The sequence below is a fragment of the Rhodopseudomonas pentothenatexigens genome (genome assembly GCF_900218015.1).
Classification (GTDB): domain Bacteria; phylum Pseudomonadota; class Alphaproteobacteria; order Rhizobiales; family Xanthobacteraceae; genus Rhodopseudomonas; species Rhodopseudomonas pentothenatexigens.
In genome coordinates, this window is the sequence record NZ_UFQQ01000014.1 from 103069 (window position 1) to 121368 (window position 18300).

17 protein-coding genes are annotated in these 18300 nt (G+C 66.1%); 13 read left to right on the plus strand and 4 right to left on the minus strand.

Going from position 1 to position 18300, the window contains the following annotated elements; all coding sequences use genetic code 11:
• Positions 1–72 precede the first annotated feature (72 nt).
• The gene (locus DWA33_RS14915; RefSeq protein WP_114358856.1) at positions 73–1293 is read right to left on the minus strand and encodes a cytochrome P450; all 1221 of its coding nucleotides are present in this window, start codon (positions 1291–1293) and stop codon (positions 73–75) included.
• A gap of 251 nt (positions 1294–1544) precedes the next feature.
• Here DWA33_RS14915 and DWA33_RS14920 point away from each other — a divergent pair, with 251 nt between their 5' ends.
• The 8 genes from DWA33_RS14920 (at position 1545) to DWA33_RS14955 (ending at position 10434) form a co-directional block, all read left to right on the plus strand.
• The gene (locus DWA33_RS14920) at positions 1545–2246 is read left to right on the plus strand and encodes a TetR/AcrR family transcriptional regulator (protein ID WP_114358857.1); all 702 of its coding nucleotides are present in this window, start codon (positions 1545–1547) and stop codon (positions 2244–2246) included.
• 1 nt (position 2247) lies between these two features.
• On the plus strand, positions 2248–3441 hold the full coding sequence (locus DWA33_RS14925) for an efflux RND transporter periplasmic adaptor subunit (protein WP_114358858.1): 1194 nt from the start codon (positions 2248–2250) through the stop codon (positions 3439–3441).
• A gap of 120 nt (positions 3442–3561) precedes the next feature.
• Positions 3562–6666, plus strand: coding sequence for a MexW/MexI family multidrug efflux RND transporter permease subunit (locus DWA33_RS14930; RefSeq protein WP_114358859.1), 3105 nt, complete (start codon positions 3562–3564; stop codon positions 6664–6666).
• Positions 6667–6942: 276 nt separating this feature from the next.
• Positions 6943–8196, plus strand: a complete 1254-nt coding sequence (locus DWA33_RS14935; protein ID WP_114358860.1) for an FAD-dependent oxidoreductase — start codon at positions 6943–6945, stop codon at positions 8194–8196.
• Positions 8197–8286: 90 nt separating this feature from the next.
• Positions 8287–8541: a DUF6489 family protein gene (locus DWA33_RS14940; protein WP_011159311.1), complete on the plus strand. Its 255-nt coding sequence runs from the start codon at positions 8287–8289 to the stop codon at positions 8539–8541.
• 19 nt (positions 8542–8560) lie between these two features.
• On the plus strand, positions 8561–9352 hold the full coding sequence (locus tag DWA33_RS14945) for an alpha/beta hydrolase family protein (RefSeq protein WP_114358861.1): 792 nt from the start codon (positions 8561–8563) through the stop codon (positions 9350–9352).
• A 47-nt stretch (positions 9353–9399) separates the two neighbouring features.
• On the plus strand, positions 9400–9714 hold the full coding sequence (locus DWA33_RS14950; protein WP_114358862.1) for a poly(R)-hydroxyalkanoic acid synthase subunit PhaE: 315 nt from the start codon (positions 9400–9402) through the stop codon (positions 9712–9714).
• Positions 9715–9930: 216 nt separating this feature from the next.
• Complete coding sequence (locus DWA33_RS14955) at positions 9931–10434, plus strand: phasin (protein WP_114358863.1); 504 nt, start codon at positions 9931–9933, stop codon at positions 10432–10434.
• Between the two features lie 408 nt (positions 10435–10842).
• Here the strand turns inward: DWA33_RS14955 and DWA33_RS14960 are convergent, their stop codons facing one another.
• A complete protein-coding gene (locus DWA33_RS14960; RefSeq protein WP_114358864.1) occupies positions 10843–11523 on the minus strand; it encodes a TetR/AcrR family transcriptional regulator in 681 nt (226 codons plus the stop codon).
• Between the two features lie 122 nt (positions 11524–11645).
• On the opposite strand from DWA33_RS14960, the gene paaA reads away from it, so the two are divergent.
• The 5 genes from paaA (at position 11646) to paaE (ending at position 15548) form a co-directional block, all read left to right on the plus strand.
• Positions 11646–12629, plus strand: coding sequence for a 1,2-phenylacetyl-CoA epoxidase subunit PaaA (gene paaA, locus DWA33_RS14965; protein WP_114358865.1), 984 nt, complete (start codon positions 11646–11648; stop codon positions 12627–12629).
• Between the two features lie 32 nt (positions 12630–12661).
• On the plus strand, positions 12662–12949 hold the full coding sequence (gene paaB / locus DWA33_RS14970; protein WP_011159305.1) for a 1,2-phenylacetyl-CoA epoxidase subunit PaaB: 288 nt from the start codon (positions 12662–12664) through the stop codon (positions 12947–12949).
• A 228-nt stretch (positions 12950–13177) separates the two neighbouring features.
• On the plus strand, positions 13178–13954 hold the full coding sequence (gene paaC / locus DWA33_RS14975; RefSeq protein ID WP_114358866.1) for a 1,2-phenylacetyl-CoA epoxidase subunit PaaC: 777 nt from the start codon (positions 13178–13180) through the stop codon (positions 13952–13954).
• A complete protein-coding gene (gene paaD, locus DWA33_RS14980) occupies positions 13948–14451 on the plus strand; it encodes a 1,2-phenylacetyl-CoA epoxidase subunit PaaD (RefSeq protein ID WP_114358867.1) in 504 nt (167 codons plus the stop codon). The genes paaC and paaD overlap by 7 nt, the downstream gene beginning before the upstream one ends.
• Before the next feature lie 8 nt (positions 14452–14459).
• Positions 14460–15548: a 1,2-phenylacetyl-CoA epoxidase subunit PaaE gene (gene paaE, locus DWA33_RS14985; protein ID WP_114358868.1), complete on the plus strand. Its 1089-nt coding sequence runs from the start codon at positions 14460–14462 to the stop codon at positions 15546–15548.
• Positions 15549–15702: 154 nt separating this feature from the next.
• Here paaE and DWA33_RS14990 read toward each other — a convergent pair whose 3' ends face one another.
• Together DWA33_RS14990 and DWA33_RS14995 are read right to left on the minus strand one after the other, a co-directional pair.
• Positions 15703–17328: a thiamine pyrophosphate-dependent enzyme gene (locus tag DWA33_RS14990; protein WP_114358869.1), complete on the minus strand. Its 1626-nt coding sequence runs from the start codon at positions 17326–17328 to the stop codon at positions 15703–15705.
• 28 nt (positions 17329–17356) lie between these two features.
• Positions 17357–18229 (minus strand): fumarylacetoacetate hydrolase family protein, encoded by an 873-nt coding sequence (locus DWA33_RS14995; RefSeq protein ID WP_114358870.1) that lies wholly within the window; start codon positions 18227–18229, stop codon positions 17357–17359.
• Between the last annotated feature and the right edge of the window lie 71 nt (positions 18230–18300).

Genomic DNA, 18300 nt, shown 5'->3' on the forward strand with positions numbered 1-18300 from the left:
GTGCGACGATCTGCCCCCGCGGGGCACAGCCTTCGCAGGCGAATGTGACGGGCCGATGAGCGAGCGCGACCGTCAGCCGAGCCGGCAGGGGACGTTGAGATAGCCGCGGAAACGAACTCTGCCGCCGCGCCGGGGGACACCGTCGAGCGCGTAGTCCGGGAAGCGGGCGAGAAACCGCGACAGCGCGATCGCGCCCTCCAGCCGCGCCAGCGCCATGCCGGCGCATTGATGCGGCCCCGAGGCGAAGGCGAGATGGCGGTTCGGGCTGCGGGCCACGTCGAACCTGTCGGGATCGGCAAATTGCGCCGGATCGCGATTGGCGGCGCCGATGCACAGCGTCAGCGAGGTGTTCGCCGGCATCGTCACGCCGCCGATCTCGACCTCTGCGGTGGTGATGCGATTACCGAGCTGGTTGGAGCTCTCGTAGCGCAGGATTTCCTCGACCGCGGTCTTGATCAGCGCCGGCTCGGCAAGCAGCCGCTGCTTCTGGTCGGGATTGGCCGCGAGCGTCACCAGGCCGTTGCCGATCAGATTGGTGGTGGTCTCGTGGCCGGCGTTGAGCAGGAAGATGCAGTTGTGCAGCAGCTCCTTGGAGGAGAGCTTCTCGCCACCGGCCTCACCCTGAATCAGCCGGGTCAGCACATCGCGCTCCGGATCGCCGGGCGCGGCGGCGCGGCGGGCGATCAGGGTGTCGAGATAGCCGAGAAACTCGCCGACCGCCTCGTTGCCCCGATTGAAGGTGTCCGCCCCGATCACCGGCTCGAGCGCGCCGAGGATCGCCAGCGACCATTCGCGCAGCGGCGCGCGCTCGTGGTGCGGCACGCCGAGCAGATTGCCGATCACCTCGATCGGGATCGCCGCGGCAAAATCCTCGATCAGGTCGACCCGGCCTTTGTCGGCCATGGCATCCAGCAGCCGGTCGACCAGCGCGATCAGCTCCGGCTCCATGCCGGCGATCGCCCGCGGCGTCAGCGCCCCCATGATCAATCGCCTTACTCTGGTATGGGATGGCGGGTCGTTGAACACCAGGCTGGTGGTGTGGTGCTCGAACAGCAGGGAATCGCCGTATTTCGGTGCAAACTCCCGCTTCTTGTCCGACGAGAACAGCGCGGTGTTCTTGTACACCGCGACAAGATCCTCGTAGCGGGTCAGGAAGTAGCCCCCGCCGGCCAGCCGCTTGACCGGCTGGTGCGTCCGCAGCGCCTGATAGGTCGGGTAGGGGTCGTCATAAAAGTCGGGCGTCAGACGTGCGAGATCGAACGCTTCCGCGAGCTCTGCTGGGGCCGTTTCCATGTCATTCCCGTTTTTGATGTCTATAAGCGATTTACGACGTTGCCGAAACGTCCGGGAAATTCGCAGCCCCGCCCTTGCGGATGGAACCGGCCCGCCGCATGTCAGGCGCCGGCCGGTCTCCTGCCTCGACCAGCCGGGGCGACGTTGGCGGGCGGTGCGCGGGTTCCTCTTCAGCCAATCTCAATCCTCACGATTTAGTGCGTCGCAGCGATCCTGATTGACAATTGCCAAGGTGAGTGCCTACTCACAAAATGACTTCACTGCGCATGACGAGCGATTTGCGCCGGGAACTGATCCTGGGCGCAGCCAAACGTTGCTTTGCCCGGAACGGCTTTGCAGGGACCACCACCAAGAGCGTCGCGGCCGCCGCGTCGATCTCGGAGGGGTTGCTGTTCAAGCATTTCCCGAGCAAGGCGGCGCTGTATGCCGAAATCCTGGCCTGCGAATGCGAGGCCGATCCGGCGCTGGTGGATCTGCTCGGGGCGGAGCCGTCCACCGAAACACTGGTGGTGGTGGTGCGGGAGATGGTGCTGCACTTCCTGCACGCCTCCGATCAGCCCGACCAGGAGGAAGATCAGCGGCTGCGCCTGCTGGTGTCGAGCCAGCTCGACGACGGCGAGTTCGCGCGTCTGGTCTACGAGAAGGTCTCCGGCCTGATCGGGCGCACCTTCGTGGCGTCGCTGGAGCGGGCGGTGGCAGCCGGCGACGCGGTCCGGATCGGTGAAGAGCCGATGAACCTGTTCTGGTTCGCCCACCACACCTTGTTGATGGCGGCGCTGGCGCGGCTGCCGTCGGTGCCGTGCCTGAGCTACGGCGATGCCGCCGGTCTCGAGCGCCAGATGTGCGAATTCATCCTACGTGGAATTGGTCTGAACGAAGCCGTAATTGCCGTCCATCTCGACCGCGAGTTCTCGCCGGACCGGATTCGGGCGGAAACGACAGAAAGTGCATGACATGACGCTTGCGACAGAAACTCCGCCGTCGGCGCGGAGCTCCAGCGAGAAGCCGCGCCCGCGCCCGGTGCGGAAGGTCCGCTGGTTCATCATCGTCGGACTGCTGCTGGCTCTGCTGGTCGGCGGCCTGGTCGGCTTCAACGCCTTCCGCAACCACATGATCGCGCAGTTCTTCGCCAACAACAAACCGCCGCCGATCACCGTCACGGTCGCCGAGGCGAAGTCCGAAGTGCTGCCCAATCTGCTGACCGCGGTCGGCGATCTCGCCGCCGTGCACCAGGTCAACGTCACCACCGACGTCTCCGGGCGGATCACCGACATCCTGTTCGAGGCCGGCTCCGAGGTCAAATCGGGGACGCCGCTGGTCAAGCTGTTCGACCAGACCGAGCAGGCCGATCTCGCCAACTTCCGCGCCCAGGCCAAGGTCGCCGAGCTGTCGCTCGACCGCGCCAAGCAGCTCGCCGCGCGGCAGTTCGGCCCGCAGGCGACGGTCGATTCGGCGCAGGCCGCGTTCGATCAGGCCAATGCGGGCATTGCCAAGACCGAAGCGCTGATCTCGCAGAAGACGGTGCGCGCACCGTTCGACGGCGTGCTCGGCGTCCGTCACGTCGAAGTCGGCCAGTATCTCAGCGCCGGCACCCAGATCGTGACGCTGACCGACCTGACGCGGGTGTTCGCCAACTTCACCGTGACCGAAAAGGATTCCGGCACCCTGGCGGTCGGCCAGGCCGTCCGCGTCACGGTCGACGCCTATCCGGGGCGGGTGTTCGACGGCAAGATCACCACGATCGAGCCGCAGATCTCGACCGACACCCGCAACATCCGGGTGCAGGCGACGCTCGACAATCCGGGCCGGGTGCTGCGGCCGGGCATGTTCGCGACCACCACCGTGGTGCTGCCGGACAAGCCGGCGGTGATCACCGTGCCGGAGACCGCGGTCGACTACACGCTGTATGGCGACTCCGTCTTTCTGATCAAGGACGAGAAGGGCGACGACGGCCAGAGCAAGCTCACGGCGGTGCGGACCTTCGTGCGCACCGGCGACCGCATCAACGGCCGCGCCGTGATCCTGACCGGGGTGAAGCCGGGTGATCGCGTCGTCGCGGTCGGCCAGCTCAAGCTGCAGTCGGGCGCCGCGGTGGCGATCTCGACCGATCCGCCGCCGCCGCAGCCGAAGACGCCGCCGCGCTACTGACGGCCGAAAGCGGCCCGCGCGCATCGAACAGGTCCGGCCGGCGATCGGCGCCGTCCGGAGACAACTCAACCGCAGCCTCGCCGCGCGCCGCGCGAGAGGCGTGCGCCACGGAGCGTCCGCATGGTCCTCACAGACATCTTCATCAAACGGCCGGTGCTGTCGCTGGTGGTCAGCATGCTGATCCTGCTGATCGGTTTTCGCGCCGCGATGACGCTGCCGATCCGGCAATATCCCAAGCTGTCCAACACCGTGGTGACCATCACCACGGCGTATCCGGGCGCCTCGCCGGACCTGATGCAGGGCTTCATCACCACCCCGCTGGAGCAGGCGGTCGCTTCGGCCGAGGGCGTCGACTACATCACCTCGTCGTCGACCCAAGGCCAGAGCCTGATCACGGTCTACGTCAAGCTCAACTTCGATCCGAACCAGGCGCTGACCGAAGTGCTGGCCAAGGTGAATTCGGTCAAATACCTGATCCCGAAGGAAGCCAACGATCCGGTGATCGTCAAATCCACCGGCCAGACCACCGCGGTGATGTATATCGGCTTCTCCAGCAACGAATTGTCGGGGTCGGCGATCTCCGACTATCTGACGCGCGTGGTGCAGCCGGTGCTGTCGACGGTCGACGGCGTCGCCTCCGCCGACATTCTCGGCGGCCAGACCTTCGCGATGCGGATCTGGCTCGATCCGCTGCGGATGGCGGGGCGCGGGGTGTCGGCGTCCGACATCTCGGCGGCGATCCAGGCCAACAATTTCCAGGCGGCCGCCGGTCAGACCAAGGGCTATCTGACCGTCTCCAACATCACCACCAACACCGACCTGCAGAACGTCGATCAGTTCAAACGCATGATCGTCAAGGCCAAGGACGGCGGCTTCGTGCGGATGGAGGACGTCGCCACCGTCGAGCTGGCGGCGCAGAGCACCGACAGCAGCGTGGCGTTCTCCGGCGAGCGCGCGATCTTCATCGGCGTGCAGGCCACCCCGCAGGGCAACCCGCTCAACATCGTCACCGGCGTGCGCGCGCTGTTCCCGGAAATCGAGCGCAACCTGCCGCCGTCGATGCACATGAAGGTGGCCTACGATTCGACCAAGTTCATCCGCTCGTCGATCGACGAGGTGGAGAAGACGCTGATCGAAGCGGTCGGCATCGTCATCGTGGTGATCTTCCTGTTCCTGGCCTCGTTCCGCTCGGTGATCATTCCGGTGGTGACGATCCCGCTGTCGCTGATCGGCGTCTGCACCGCGATGCTGGCGATGGGATTCTCCATCAACCTGCTGACGCTGCTGGCCATGGTGCTGGCGATCGGCCTCGTGGTCGACGACGCCATCGTGGTGGTCGAGAACATCCACCGCCATCTCGAGGAGGGCAAGAGTCCGGTCCAGGCGTCGCTGATCGGCGCTCGCGAAATCGTCGGCCCGGTGATCTCGATGACGATCACGCTGGCCGCGGTGTACGCCCCGATCGGCTTCCTCGGCGGCCTCACCGGCGCGCTGTTCCGCGAATTCGCCTTCACGCTCGCCGGTGCGGTGATCGTGTCCGGCATCATCGCGCTGACGCTGTCGCCGATGATGTGCTCGGTGCTGCTCAAGCATCAGGACAACCAGGGCTGGTTCGCCCGCAAGGTCGACCAGGTGTTCAGCTCGGTCACGCGCTGGTATGGCCGGCAACTCGACCGCTCGCTCGACTACCGGCCGATCACCGCGATGTTCGCCGTGGTGATCCTCGGCCTCGTCGGCTTCATGTACATGAATACGGCCAAGGAGCTGGCGCCCGAAGAGGATCAGGGCATCGTGTTCGCGGTGACCAAGGCGCCGAAATACGCCAACATCGACTACGCGAATTACTACGGCGAGAAGCTCGACAAGGCCTATGCCAGTTTCCCGGAGACCGACCTGCGCTTCATCCTCAACGGCACGTCGGGCCCGAACAACGGCATCGCCGGCATGCTGCTGAAGCCGTGGGACGAGCGCAAGCGCACCGCGATGCAGCTCAAACCGCTGGTGCAGGCCGAGCTCAGCAAGATCGAGGGCGTCAACGCCTTCGCCTTCAACCTGCCGCCGCTGCCCGGCGGTCCGGGCGGCCTGCCGATCCAGATGGTGATCAACTCCACCGCCGGCTTCCGTGCCGTCTACGAGGAGATGGTCAAGCTGAAGGACGCCGCGCGCAAGAGCGGTCTGTTCATCGTCGCCGACAGCGACCTCGACTTCAACCAGCCTGTGGTTCGGGTCACGATCGACCGCACCAAGGCCAGCGACCTCGGCATCAACATGCAGCGGCTCGGCACCACGCTGGCGACGCTGCTGGGCGGCAACTACGTCAACCGCTTCAACCTCGAAGGCCGGTCGTATCAAGTCATCCCGCAGGTGCCGCGGGCCGACCGGCTGACGCCGCAATCGCTCGACGGCTTCTACGTGCCGAACGCCAGTGGCCAGCAGGTGCCGCTGTCGACGCTGGTGAAGATCGAGACCGCGACCGATCCGAACGCGCTGACGCACTTCAACCAGCTCAATTCGGCGACCTTCCAGGCGGTGCCGATGCCGGGCGTCACCGTCGGACAGGCTGTCGACTTCCTCGAACAGCAGTCCAAGAACCTGCCGTCGGGCTTCAGCCACGACTACCTCGCCGACGCGCGGCAATACGTGCAGGAAGGCAACCAGCTCGCCATCACCTTCGGCTTCGCGCTGATCATCATCTTCCTGGTGCTGGCCGCTCAGTTCGAAAGTCTGCGCGACCCGCTGGTGATCATGATCTCGGTGCCGATGGCGATCTCGGGCGCTTTGATCCCGCTGTTCTTCGGCGTGGCGACGATCAACATCTACACCCAGGTCGGTCTGCTGACGCTGGTCGGCCTGATCAGCAAGCACGGCATCCTGATGGTCGAGTTCGCGCGCGAATTGCAGATCAAGGAGGCGCTGGACAAGCGCACCGCGATCGAACAGGCGGCGCGGGTGCGGCTGCGGCCGATCCTGATGACCACCGCCGCGATGGTGACCGGCCTGCTGCCGCTGCTCACCGCCTCGGGCGCGGGCGCCGCCAGCCGGTTCTCGATCGGCCTCGTGGTGGTGTCTGGCATGATGATCGGCACGCTGTTCACGCTGTTCGTGCTGCCGGCGGTGTATGTGGCGATCGGCACCGACCACCGCGCCGCGATGGAGTCCGATCGCGCCAAGCAGATCGAGGACTACGAGATGGAGCACGGCTCGCCGGCGCTGAAGCCGAGCTGAACAGGGCTGCGACATTCCGACAACGATGGCGGGCCGAGTGGCCCGCCATTTTGTTTTCGGCGCCCGCGATTCGTCATCGTCCCGACATCCGGCGTCGCAGACCGATGACTCTGTTCGTCGCAATGATGCCGAATGCAGCGCGTTGCCCGGCCTTTGAGCTGCCGATGACGATGCCCTCGGCAAGCGGTCCGCTTCAGTCACGATGCGCCGTTATGGCACCATTGCAAATCCGGTTTGGCGTTTGCGAAATCGCGTCGATGCGCTTAACTCGGAACCATGAGGCGGAACGAGACCGATGTCGTGGTGCTCGGCGCAGGCATCGTCGGTGTCTGCGCTGCGTTACATCTGCAGCGCCGCGGCCGCGACGTGGTGCTGGTCGATCGCAACGGCACCGCGGGCGATGAAACCAGCTACGGCAATGCCGGGTTGATCGAATGCGCCTCGGTGTTTCCCTACATGTTTCCGCGCGATGTCGGCCACCTGCTGCGCTATGCGCTGAACGGCTCGGCCGATGCGCACTATCAGATCTCCGGCATTCCCGAATTCCTGCCCTGGCTGGTGCGCTATTTTCTCGCCTCGTCGCCGCGGCGCGCGGCGGAGACGGCCAAGGCGGCGTTGCCGCTGATCCGGCGCAGCCTCGCCGAGCACGAGGCGCTGATCGCCGAAGCCGGCGTCCCGGAATTGTTGCGCAAGACCGGCTGGATCAAACTGTTCCGTTCGCCGAACAGCTTCGCCAAGGCGCTCGGCGATCTCGAACGGGCGCGGCAGTTCGGCGTCGTCGCCGATGTGCTCGACCAGCGCGGCATCGCCGAGCGCGAGCCGAATCTGTCCGGCGATTTCGCCGGTGCGATCCACTGGCTGGAGCCCGGTTCGATCCCCGATCCCGGCGGACTGGTGAAAGCCTATGCGGCGCTGTTCTCGCGGCGCGGCGGCCGCTTCGTCAAGGGCGACGCGCGCACGCTGCAGCAGGAGGAGGGCGGCTGGCGGGTCGCGACCGAGCTCGGCATCGTCACTGCGCGCGAGGCGGTGGTGGCAATGGGGCCGTGGTCGGACCTGGTGTTCAGGCCGCTCGGCTATCGCTTTCCGCTCGGCGTCAAGCGCGGCTACCACGTCCATCTCGCCCCGCGCGGCAATGCCAGCCTGCAGCACGCGGTGCTCGATGCCGATCGCGGCTATCTGCTGGCGCCGATGAATCGCGGCATCCGCCTCACCACCGGCGCCGAGTTCGCGCGACGCGACGCGCCGCCGTCGCCGGTGCAGGTCGCGCAGACGCTGCCGGTGGCGCGCGCGCTGTTCCCGCTCGGCGACACCATCGAGCCTCAGCCGTGGATGGGGTCGCGGCCGTGCCTGCCGGACATGCTGCCGCTGATCGGCCGCGCGCCGCGCCATCCCGGCCTGTGGTTCGATTTCGGCCACCAGCATCACGGCTTGACGCTCGGCCCGGTAACCGGACGGCTGCTCGCCGAGATGATGACCGGCGAACAGCCGCTGACCGATCCGCGTCCGTTCTCCGCCGAACGCTTCGGTTGAAGCGACCTGCCTGCGCGTCGGATCGCTTGCATCGCGGCACCAGTCGCGGCGATACTGGTTGATGCGTCAATGCAGGACTGTGGAGCTGCCATGAAAGTCAACGTCGAGATCGATTGCACGCCGGAGGAAGCGCGGCAGTTCTTCGGGCTTCCCGACGTGCAGCCCATGCAGACCGCGGTGATGGACAAGCTCCAGGAGCAGATGCTGTCGAACATCGAGAAGGTGTCGCCCGAGGCGTTGATGAAGACCTGGTTCACCTTCGATCCGAAGCTCGCCGAACGGTTCGGCGAGATGTTCATCTCGATGACCGGCCTCGGCAGCGCGCTGACCAAGGACAAGAAGTAAGCGACCATTTGGAGGCGCGATGCCCGTCGACAGCGGCGCTGGCGTGAAGCGCGAGCGGCTGAAGCCGCCGAGCGTGGCGCTGCTGCTCGCCGAGGCGCGCAGCTTCTTCGAATTCAACGCCAGCCTGCTGCTGTCGCCGCTGCTGCTGCAGGCCCCGCGCGGCGACGGCCATCCTGTGCTGGTGCTGCCCGGGCTGCTCGCCAGCGACCTGTCGACCGCGCCGATGCGGCGCTACCTGAAGCAACTCGGCTATCAGGTGTTCGCCTGGGAGCTCGGGCGCAATCTCGGCGGAATCTACCGGATGCGGGCCAAGCTGCGGCGCCGGCTCACCGCCGTTCACGAGGCGACCGGTCGCAAGGTCAGTCTGGTGGGGTGGAGCCTCGGCGGTGTCTATGCCCGGGACCTGGCGCTGCATGCGCCCGAAATGGTGCGCGACATCATCACCCTCGGCAGTCCGTTCACAGGCGACGTCTCCGCTACCAACGCCAAGCGGATCTACGAAAAGCTGTCGGGCGAGGAACTGAGCGAGGTCCATCTCGAGGACCTCGAGCCGCTCGGCGGAGAGATGCCGGTGCCGGCGACCTCGATCTATTCGCGCACCGACGGTATCGTGAACTGGCGCACTTCCCATTTAATGCCGTCGGCCCGCGCCGAGAACATCGAGGTGGTGCTCGCCAGCCATATCGGACTGGTGGTCAATCCGGCGGTGCTGTGGGCGATCGCCGACCGGCTCGCGCAGCCAGAGGGCGAATTCGCCCCGTTCGATCGCTCCGGTCCGTTTGGCTTCGCCTACGCCGTCGCCACCCGCTAAAACGTCGTCGCGCGGCGTGCCGCGCAGGGCAACGAGAGGAGACGGCAATGGCCGATAAGGACAACGATCCGGCAGCGGCATGGCAGGCGATGTTCGGGGAGATGAGCAAGGGCTTTGCGGCGTTCGCCAATCAGGCGCTGGCGTCGCCGGAGATCGGCAAGGTGGCGCAGCAGGTCGGCGGCGTTTCCGCCGAGGCCCACAAGCAGTTCGCCGAGATGATGGACAAATACCTCGCCGGTATGAATCTGCCGTCGCGCGCGCAGATGCAGGAATTCAGCGCCCGGCTGGCCGAGGTCGAGCGCCGCCTCGACGAACTCGCTGCCGCGGCGCAGCCGGCGAAGGCAGGGAAGCCGAAAGGCTAGCCCGGCGAACGCCAAATTCGGGTTAGATGCCCAATCAGCACGTTCTGATTGCGTTGTCGTCTCAAAGACCTGTTTGAATTTAATGGTTTAACGGGATTTCTGGTGCGGTGCAACATTCATGTTGCAGTGCAACATGGTTTATGTCATATTTTACCTGCCCGGGCCGCAGTTCGGACGGGAAGACCATAGCTCAGCCAACGAGGATGGAGATTTCAGATGACCGATGCTGCTAATCACGAGAGCTACACCCAGGCGACCGAAACGGTGGCCGACAGCGTCAAGCAGGCGTTTCAGCCGGTGACCGACGCGTTCAAGAACTTCCAGACCCTCGAGGTTCCGGAAGCCGCCCGCGACTTCGTCAAGCGTGCCGCCGGCACCGCCAAGGAGAAGGCCGCGGATTTCCACGCCGGTTCGGAGAAGGTGACCTCGGTGATCGAGGAAACCGTCACCAATTCGGTGAGCGAAGCTGCCAAGATCACCCGCAACATCCAGCAGGCGATCTATCAGGACACCGAAGCGTTCTTCTCCGGCATCGACAAGCTGGCGTCGGCGAAGTCGGTGAACGAGGCGTTCCAGATCCAGTCCGACCTTGCGCGTTCGCAGGGCGAAGTGCTGGTGTCGCGCGCCAAGTTCGCCACCGAGTATTTCGGCAGACTGGTCAGCGACGGCGCCAAGTCGGTGCAGGACAACTTCGCCAAGACTTTCAGCAAGTCGGCCTGACGCCGCTGCTGACGACCCCGAGCCTCGCGTGATCGAGGCTCGCTGTTCCTCCCGACCTCGGCCCGCTCGCGCGGGCCTTTCTTTTTGATGGCACCTTGTCCCCGTCATTCCGGGGCGCTCGCGTTAGCGAGCGAACCCGGAATCCCGAGGTTGTTCTGCGTTGCTGAGATTCCGGGCTCGCGCCTGTCGGCGCGCCCCGGAATGACTGGGGAGGGGGCGAGCTTACTTTTAGAAAAGTCGTGTCGCGCTGATACAAACGATTTCGGCGCAGCCCACCCGCCAAGTCCCGTCATTCCGGGGCGCGAGCGATCAGCTCGCGAACCCGGAATCCCGAGGTTGTTCTGGGTGGCTGAGATTCCGGGTTCGCGCTGCGCGCGCCCCGGAATGACGAGGGGAGAGGCGTTCGACCTACGCCTGCCGCGCCACCGCCGCCCGCTCGCTCTTCTTCCGCGGCGTTGCGCGCTCGGCTTTGCCCGGCGGCACGGTGATCGCGTCGATCGCCTGTTCGGCGCCGGCGATCATCAGCGTGGTCACCATCTGCGCGTAAGTCTCACGTGACAGACCCCTGCCTTCGCGGAACCAGAGGTAGTGCCAGTTCAGCATGCCGAACAGCGACATCGTCAGCGGCTTCAGCAGCTCCGGCTTGGCGGCCGCGGCCGGAATCGCAGCGGCGATCGCATCCGACATCGAGACGACCAGCTTCCGCTCCAGCGCCTTCAACACGTCCTGCTGCTCCGGCGGCAGCAGCTTCAGGCTGGAGATCTGCACCTGATGTTCGGCGTCGGCGCCGCGATAGGCTTCGAGTAGCGCCGCCGAAATCGCAAACAGTCTTTCGCTCGGAGTGCTTTCGCTCTGCGTTGCGGCGTCGACGACCGTGACCAGGTGCTGCAGGTGATCTTCGAGCAGATCGAACAGCACCGCGTCCTTCGACGGGTAGTAGTGATACATCAGCGCCTTGGAGACGCCGCAGGCATCGGCGATCATGGTGATCGAGGTGCCGGTGTAGCCGTGTTCGGCGAACAGCCGCGCGGAACGGCTGAGAATGCCGCGGCGTTTATCGTCGTAGTCGGTGGCTCGCGTGCGCGCCATGGGCTGTTGGAATCCTGCTGGCGGACAGTGCGTTGCGACGCACCATGGGTGATCGGTTCCGACACTTGCATTGACCGTCCAATTGGTCAATTATATTTCCAACAACTCCGGAGGAGATCGCCATGTACACCCAGGCACTGAACGTGTCCGACGGTGACGAGCGGAACATCGAGGACGCCGAACGGGCGGCGCGGTTCCAGGCGCGGATCGACGCCGAGGAGCGGATCGAGCCGAACGACTGGATGCCGGCGGCCTATCGCAAGACTCTTGTTCGTCAGATCTCCCAGCATGCGCATTCCGAAATCGTCGGCATGCTGCCGGAAGGCAATTGGATCACCCGCGCGCCGACACTGCGGCGCAAGGCGGCGCTGCTCGCCAAGGTCCAGGACGAGTGCGGCCACGGCCTGTATCTCTACGCCGCCGCCGAAACTCTCGGCGCCTCGCGCGAGGAGCTGGTCGACCAGCTGCTGAGCGGCAAGGCCAAGTACTCGTCGATCTTCAACTACCCGACCCTGACCTGGGCCGACATGGGCGCGATCGGCTGGCTGGTCGACGGCGCCGCGATCATGAACCAGATCCCGCTGTGCCGCTGCTCCTACGGGCCGTATGCGCGGGCGATGATCCGCGTCTGCAAGGAGGAGTCGTTCCACCAGCGCCAGGGCTACGAGATCATGCTGACGTTGGCCAAAGGCTCGGCCGAGCAGAAGGCGCTGGCGCAGGACGCGCTGAACCGCTGGTGGTGGCCGTGCCTGATGATGTTCGGCCCCCCGGATCAGGCCAGCCAGCACAGCGACACGTCGACCAAGTGGAAGATCAAGCGGTTCTCCAACGACGAGCTGCGCCAGAAATTCGTCGATGCCACCGTGCCGCAGGCGCATTATCTCGGCCTGACGCTGCCCGATCCCGATCTGAAGCAGAACGACGCGACCGGGCATTGGGAGTACGGCGAGGTTCCGTGGGACGAGTTCAAGCAGGTGCTCGCCGGCAACGGCCCGTGCAACCGCGACCGGATGGCGGCGCGGCGCAAGGCGCACGACGACGGCGCCTGGGTGCGCGAGGCGGCTGCCGCCTACGCCGAGAAGCGCAAGAAGAAACTGGCGGCGTAATCGCCGCGACGATCCTCCGGGAGGACATCACGATGACCACGCCGAACACGCAGCTGTGGGAGGTCTTCATCCGCAGCCGCAATGGCCTCGCGCACAAGCACGTCGGCTCGCTGCACGCCGCCGACGCCACGCTGGCGCTGCAGGCCGCGCGCGACATCTACACCCGCCGCGGCGAAGGCCTGTCGATCTGGGTGGTGCCGTCGAACGCGATCACCGCCAGCGATCCGGCCGAGGCCGGCATGCTGTTCGAGCCGGCCGAGTCCAAGATCTATCGCCATCCGACGTTCTACGAAGTGCCCGACGAAGTCGGGCATATGTAGTGAGTGGCTGTGCTGCAAGGCGTGCGCGCCGAGCACGGGCTAACCTCTCCCCGCGCGCGGGGAGAGGTCGGATTGCGCAGCAATCCGGGTGAGGGGGCGTCTCGACGCGGCCGAGCAATCGAGACTCGCGGAGACGCCCCCTCACCCCAGCCCTCTCCCCGCAAGCGGGGAGAGGGAGCAGAGGCGGCGCCACTGCGAAAGACCTACGGACGCGCAAAGGACACTGAAATGCCTGCCGCCTCGATCGAACTCACCGACACCCCGCTGTTCACCTTCGCGCTGCGCCGCGCCGACGATGCGCTGGTGCTCGGGCATCGGCTGTCGGAGTGGTGCGGGCATGCGCCGATGCTGGAAGAGGACATGGCGCTGTCGAACATCGCGCTGGACCTGATCGGCCAGGCGCGCGAGCTCTACAGCTATGCGGGCCAGGTCGAAGGCCGGGGCCGCGGCGAGGATCAGCTCGCGTATTTGCGCGAGGAGCGGCAATATCAGAACCTGCTGTTGGTCGAGCAGCCGAACGGCGACTTCGCCCGCACCATCGCCCGGCAACTGTTCTACTCCGCGTTCGCCGATCCGTATTGGCGGGCGATGATGCAATCCTCTGACGCCACGCTGGCCGCGATCGCGGCCAAGTCGGAGAAGGAGAGTGCCTATCACCTCCGTCATGCCGCCGAATGGATGATCCGGCTCGGCGACGGCACCGACGAAAGCCACCGCCGTGCCCAGGATGCGGTCGACGCGCTGTGGGCGTTCACCGGCGAGCTGTTCGAGGCCGACGATCCCGAGCGCCGGCTGATCGAGGCTGGCGTCGCGGTCGATCCGGCCAGCCTGCGTGGCACTTGGCAGAGCACGATCGACACCGTGCTGCGCGAAGCGACGCTGACGCTGCCGAGCAATCCGTGGATGCAGCAGGGCGGCCGCAGCGGCCGCCACACCGAGCATCTCGGCCGGCTGCTCGCCGAGCTGCAGCACATGCAGCGGACCTATCCGGGGCTGACATGGTGACGCTGACCGGCAGCGACGCCGAGCTGCGGCAGCGCGCCTGGGACGCCGCCGCCACGGTGTGCGATCCGGAGATCCCGGTGCTGAGCATCGCCGATCTCGGCGTGTTGCGCGACGTCCGTGTCGAGCAAGGCCGCGTCGAGGTGGCGATCACGCCGACCTATTCCGGTTGCCCGGCGATGAACATGATCGCGCTGGAGATCGAGACTGCACTGGCGCGCGCCGGCATCGAACATGCGCATGTGACCACTGTGCTGGCGCCGGCGTGGACCACCGATTGGATGAGCGAGGCCGGCCGCGCCAAGCTGAAGGATTATGGAATCGCGCCGCCGCAGGCGACCGGCTCGCGCCGCGCGCTGTTCGGCGCGCTCGAGATCGCCTGTCCGCAATGTGGCTCGAAAGACACCGAGCAACTCTCCGAATTCGGCTCGACCTCGTGCAAGGCGCTGTGGCGCTGCAAGAGCTGCCGCGAACCGTTCGATTATTTCAAATGCCATTGAGCGCCGCCATGAACATCTCCGCCAGCATTCCGCGCTTCCATCCGCTCACCATCGCCGATCTGCGCCGCGAGGGGCGGGATGCGATCTCACTCAGCTTCACGGTCCCGCCGGAGCTGGCGAGCGCCTATCAGTTCGTGCCTGGCCAGTATCTGACGCTGCGCACCACGATGGACGGCGAGGAAGTGCGGCGGTCGTATTCGATCTGCTCCGGCCCGGACGATGGCGAGCTGCGGATCGCGGTGAAAAAGGTCGACGGCGGCGCGTTCTCGGTGTGGGCGACCGAGGAGCTGAAGGTGGGCGATACGCTCGACGTGATGACCCCGACCGGCCGGTTCGGCGCGATCCACGCGGCGGCGGAAGTCCGCACCTATGTCGGCTTCGCGGCCGGCAGCGGCATCACCCCGATCCTGTCGCTGATCAAATCGGTGCTGGCGCGCGAGCCGGGCAGCCGGTTCTTCCTGTTCTACGGCAACCGCACCACCGATCAGATCCTGTTTCGCGAGTCTTTGGAGACGTTGAAGGACCGCTACCTCGATCGTCTCGCGGTGTTTCATGTGCTGTCGCAGGAGGAGCAGGACGTGCCGGTGATGCAGGGGCGGCTCGACCGCGACAAGGTGCGGCTGCTGCTCACCGCGATGGTGCCGGCGATGAGCGTCGATCACGTCTTCGTCTGCGGTCCGACCGGAATGAGTGACGATGTCGAAACGACTTGCCGAGAGCTCGGCATCGCCGCCGAGCGAATCCATGTCGAGCGCTTCGTCTCGGGGCTCGGCGGCAAGCCGCGGCCGAAGGCGGTGGTCGAGGCTGGCGCGCCGCCGAAGGCGATGGCGTCGCTGATCATCGACGGCAAGCGCCGCGAGGTGCCGGTGGCGGAGGGCGAAGCGATCCTCGACGCCGCGCTGCGCGCCGGCGTCGACCTGCCGTTCGCCTGCAAGGGCGGCATGTGCTCGACCTGCCGTGCCAAGTTGGTCGAGGGTGAGGCCAAGATGGATCTGAACTACTCGCTGGAGCCCTGGGAACTCGCCGCCGGCTTCGTGCTGACGTGTCAGGCCAAACCGACCACCGATCGCGTGGTGGTGGATTACGATCATTTGTGATCGGAGGAGGGGCGCACTCACGTCTCCACTCGTCATTCCGGGCCGCGCGTAGCGCGAACCCGGAATCCAGAGGTTGTGGAACGATAAGGCTGAACAGCTCGAGATTCCGGATTCGCTCACTTCGTGCGCGCCCCGGAATGACGGCGGGGCGGGCTTATGGCTTCGCCGGATGGATGAACGGCCACGGGCTGGCTTCGCTGTCGCGGGGCACGTCGATCGCGATCAGTTGCGGGCCGCCGGCGGCCAGGGCCTTTTCCAGCGCGGGGCGGAAGTGGTCGGGCGAGGTGACGCGTGCTGCACCGACGCCGAACGATTCCGCCAGCTTGACGAAATCCGGATTGACCAGATCGGACGCCACCACGCGGCCCTCGAAGCCGTGCAACTGGTCGCGGCGGACATTGCCATAGGCGGAATTGTCGAACACCAGCGTCACCACGCCGATGTTGTACTGAACCGCGGTGGCGAGTTCCTGCACACCGAACATGAAGCCGCCGTCGCCGGTGATCGCCACCACCGGCCTGTCCGGGCAGGCGACCTTGGCGCCCAGCGCGGTCGGGAAGCCGGAGCCGAGCGTGCCCTGATAGCCGGAGGTGAGGAAGGTGCGCGGCTGATAGATCGGGAAGCCATACCAGGACGCGAAGCCGACCTGCGACAGCTCGTCGGTGACGATCGCGTCGTCCGGCAGCACCTCGCGCAGGATCTTCAAATACGACATCTGCGGCTGGATCGCCTGGATCGCGTCGTTGGTCTTCGCGGTGGCGGCGCGGATCTCGTCGCGGCGGCCTTTCGTCTTGGAATAGCCCGCCTTGCTCACCGCATCGGCGAGCGCGCGGGTGCCGGCTTTCGAATCCGACACGATCGCCGCGTCCGGCGTATAGCGCCGCATCTCGGCCGGATCGATGTCGATCCGCACCGACTTCAGCCCCTCGGGGCGGAACGGCCAGCGGAAGGTGGTCGGCAGCTCCATCCGGGTGCCGATGCCGATGATCAGGTCGGTGTGCGGCCAGAGCTGATAGGCGGCCGCGAAGGTGAGGCCGAGTTCGTGCCGGTTGCTGACGATGCCACGCCCCGACCGGAACGCCACCACCGGCGCGTCGATCATCTCGGCGAGTTCGAGAATCTCGTCGCCGGCTTCCAGCGCGCCGGCGCCGACGAAGATCATCGGCCGCTTGCTCGCCGCAATCAGCTTCGCCGCAGCGGCGACGCGATCCGGATCAGGCGCGGGCGGTGCGATCAGATCGAGTTGCTGCGCAGCGCCGGTTTCGGTGGCTTGTGTGAATACGTCCCACGGCATCTCCAGCGCCACCGGGCCGCGCCGGCCGCTCATCATCTCCTGAAACGCCCGCGCCACCAGGGCCGGGGCGTTGCCCGGATATTCGATCCGCTCGGCCCATTTGATGAAGCTGCGCAAGGTGGCGAGCTGATCCGGCATCTCGTGCAGATGGCCGCGGCCCTTGCCGAGATATGCGCTCGGCACCTGGCCGGTGAGACACATCACCGGCTCGTTGCAGCCGAATGCGGTGAGCAGCGCCGCCGAGGCATTCAGCACGCCGGGGCCGGGCACCACGCTGAACACGCCGGGCTTGCCGGATGCGCGGGCATAGCCGAACGCCATGTAGCCGCAGGCCTGCTCGTGCCGCGCGCCGATCACCTTCAACTGCGCTTTGGCGAAGCCGTCGAACAGGCCGTAGATCTGCGCGCCGGGCAGGCCGAACACGGTGTCGACGCCGTGCGCGACGAGGCCCTGCACGATCGCTTCGCCGCCGGTCATGATGCTCATCTGGATATCCACTGCTTGCTGGAAAGAACTACTCGGCCTCGTCGACCACGCCGTTGCGCAAGATGCCGACGCCGTCGGCCTCGACCTCGATGACGTCGCCGGGCTTCAGATACACCGGCGGTTCGGCGCGGGCGCCGGCTCCGGCCGGGGTGCCGGTGACGATCAGGTCGCCGGGCACCAGCGTCGTAAAGGTCGAGATGTAGGCGATCAGATAGCGGAAGCTGAAGATCATCCGCGAGGTGCGGTCGTCCTGCCTGGTCTCGCCGTTGACGCGGGTGGTGAGGCGAATATCCGCGATCTGCGACTCATCGGTGTAGGGCACCAGCCACGGTCCCAGGCTGCCGGTGTGGTCGAAGTTCTTCCCCTGGGTGACGTTGAACTTGGCATGGCGAACCCAGTCCCGGATCGTGCCCTCGTTGCACAGCGTGATCGCGGCGACATGGTTCAGCGCGTCGGCTTCCTTGATGTGGCGGCCGCCTTGGCCGATCACCAGTGTCAGCTCGCCCTCATAGTCGAGCAGCTTCGACGCTCGCGGCCGCACCAGCGGCGCGCCATGGCCGACGAAGGAGCGCGGCGTGCGCATGAACATCGAGGGGAATTTCGGCGCCTCGCTCCCGTCCTTGTATTCGGCGTTGCGGTCCGGATAGTTGACGCCGACGCAGATGATCTTTTCCGGCTGCGGGACCGGCGGCTGAAGCTTCACCGCGTCGCGGGCGAAGTCCGGCGCGGTATGGTCGGCCTCGTCGACGATCCGCTGCAGCGCGCCGGCCGCGATCACCTCGCGCAGCGTCGGATAGTCGTTGGCATGGCGGGCCGACAGATCGACCACCCCATGATCGCACACCGCGCCGTAGCGGGTGAGGCCGTTGACGGTAAAGGTGGCGAGGCGAGGGGTGGGCATTGGCGTATTCCTTGAGGTCGTCGTCACCCGCGAAGGCGGGTGACCCAGTATTCCAGAGCGTCCGGTTTTAG

What these genes read in the sequence shown, in the direction of transcription:
- DWA33_RS14915 (WP_114358856.1), bottom strand. Translation starts at nt 1,293, where the DNA reads ATGGAAACGGCCCCAGCAGAGCTCGCGGAAGCGTTCGATCTCGCACGT.
- DWA33_RS14920 (WP_114358857.1), top strand. Translation starts at nt 1,545, where the DNA reads ATGACTTCACTGCGCATGACGAGCGATTTGCGCCGGGAACTGATCCTG.
- DWA33_RS14925 (WP_114358858.1), top strand. Translation starts at nt 2,248, where the DNA reads ATGACGCTTGCGACAGAAACTCCGCCGTCGGCGCGGAGCTCCAGCGAG.
- DWA33_RS14930 (WP_114358859.1), top strand. Translation starts at nt 3,562, where the DNA reads ATGGTCCTCACAGACATCTTCATCAAACGGCCGGTGCTGTCGCTGGTG.
- DWA33_RS14935 (WP_114358860.1), top strand. Translation starts at nt 6,943, where the DNA reads ATGAGGCGGAACGAGACCGATGTCGTGGTGCTCGGCGCAGGCATCGTC.
- DWA33_RS14940 (WP_011159311.1), top strand. Translation starts at nt 8,287, where the DNA reads ATGAAAGTCAACGTCGAGATCGATTGCACGCCGGAGGAAGCGCGGCAG.
- DWA33_RS14945 (WP_114358861.1), top strand. Translation starts at nt 8,561, where the DNA reads ATGCCCGTCGACAGCGGCGCTGGCGTGAAGCGCGAGCGGCTGAAGCCG.
- DWA33_RS14950 (WP_114358862.1), top strand. Translation starts at nt 9,400, where the DNA reads ATGGCCGATAAGGACAACGATCCGGCAGCGGCATGGCAGGCGATGTTC.
- DWA33_RS14955 (WP_114358863.1), top strand. Translation starts at nt 9,931, where the DNA reads ATGACCGATGCTGCTAATCACGAGAGCTACACCCAGGCGACCGAAACG.
- DWA33_RS14960 (WP_114358864.1), bottom strand. Translation starts at nt 11,523, where the DNA reads ATGGCGCGCACGCGAGCCACCGACTACGACGATAAACGCCGCGGCATT.
- paaA (WP_114358865.1), top strand. Translation starts at nt 11,646, where the DNA reads ATGTACACCCAGGCACTGAACGTGTCCGACGGTGACGAGCGGAACATC.
- paaB (WP_011159305.1), top strand. Translation starts at nt 12,662, where the DNA reads ATGACCACGCCGAACACGCAGCTGTGGGAGGTCTTCATCCGCAGCCGC.
- paaC (WP_114358866.1), top strand. Translation starts at nt 13,178, where the DNA reads ATGCCTGCCGCCTCGATCGAACTCACCGACACCCCGCTGTTCACCTTC.
- paaD (WP_114358867.1), top strand. Translation starts at nt 13,948, where the DNA reads ATGGTGACGCTGACCGGCAGCGACGCCGAGCTGCGGCAGCGCGCCTGG.
- paaE (WP_114358868.1), top strand. Translation starts at nt 14,460, where the DNA reads ATGAACATCTCCGCCAGCATTCCGCGCTTCCATCCGCTCACCATCGCC.
- DWA33_RS14990 (WP_114358869.1), bottom strand. Translation starts at nt 17,328, where the DNA reads ATGAGCATCATGACCGGCGGCGAAGCGATCGTGCAGGGCCTCGTCGCG.
- DWA33_RS14995 (WP_114358870.1), bottom strand. Translation starts at nt 18,229, where the DNA reads ATGCCCACCCCTCGCCTCGCCACCTTTACCGTCAACGGCCTCACCCGC.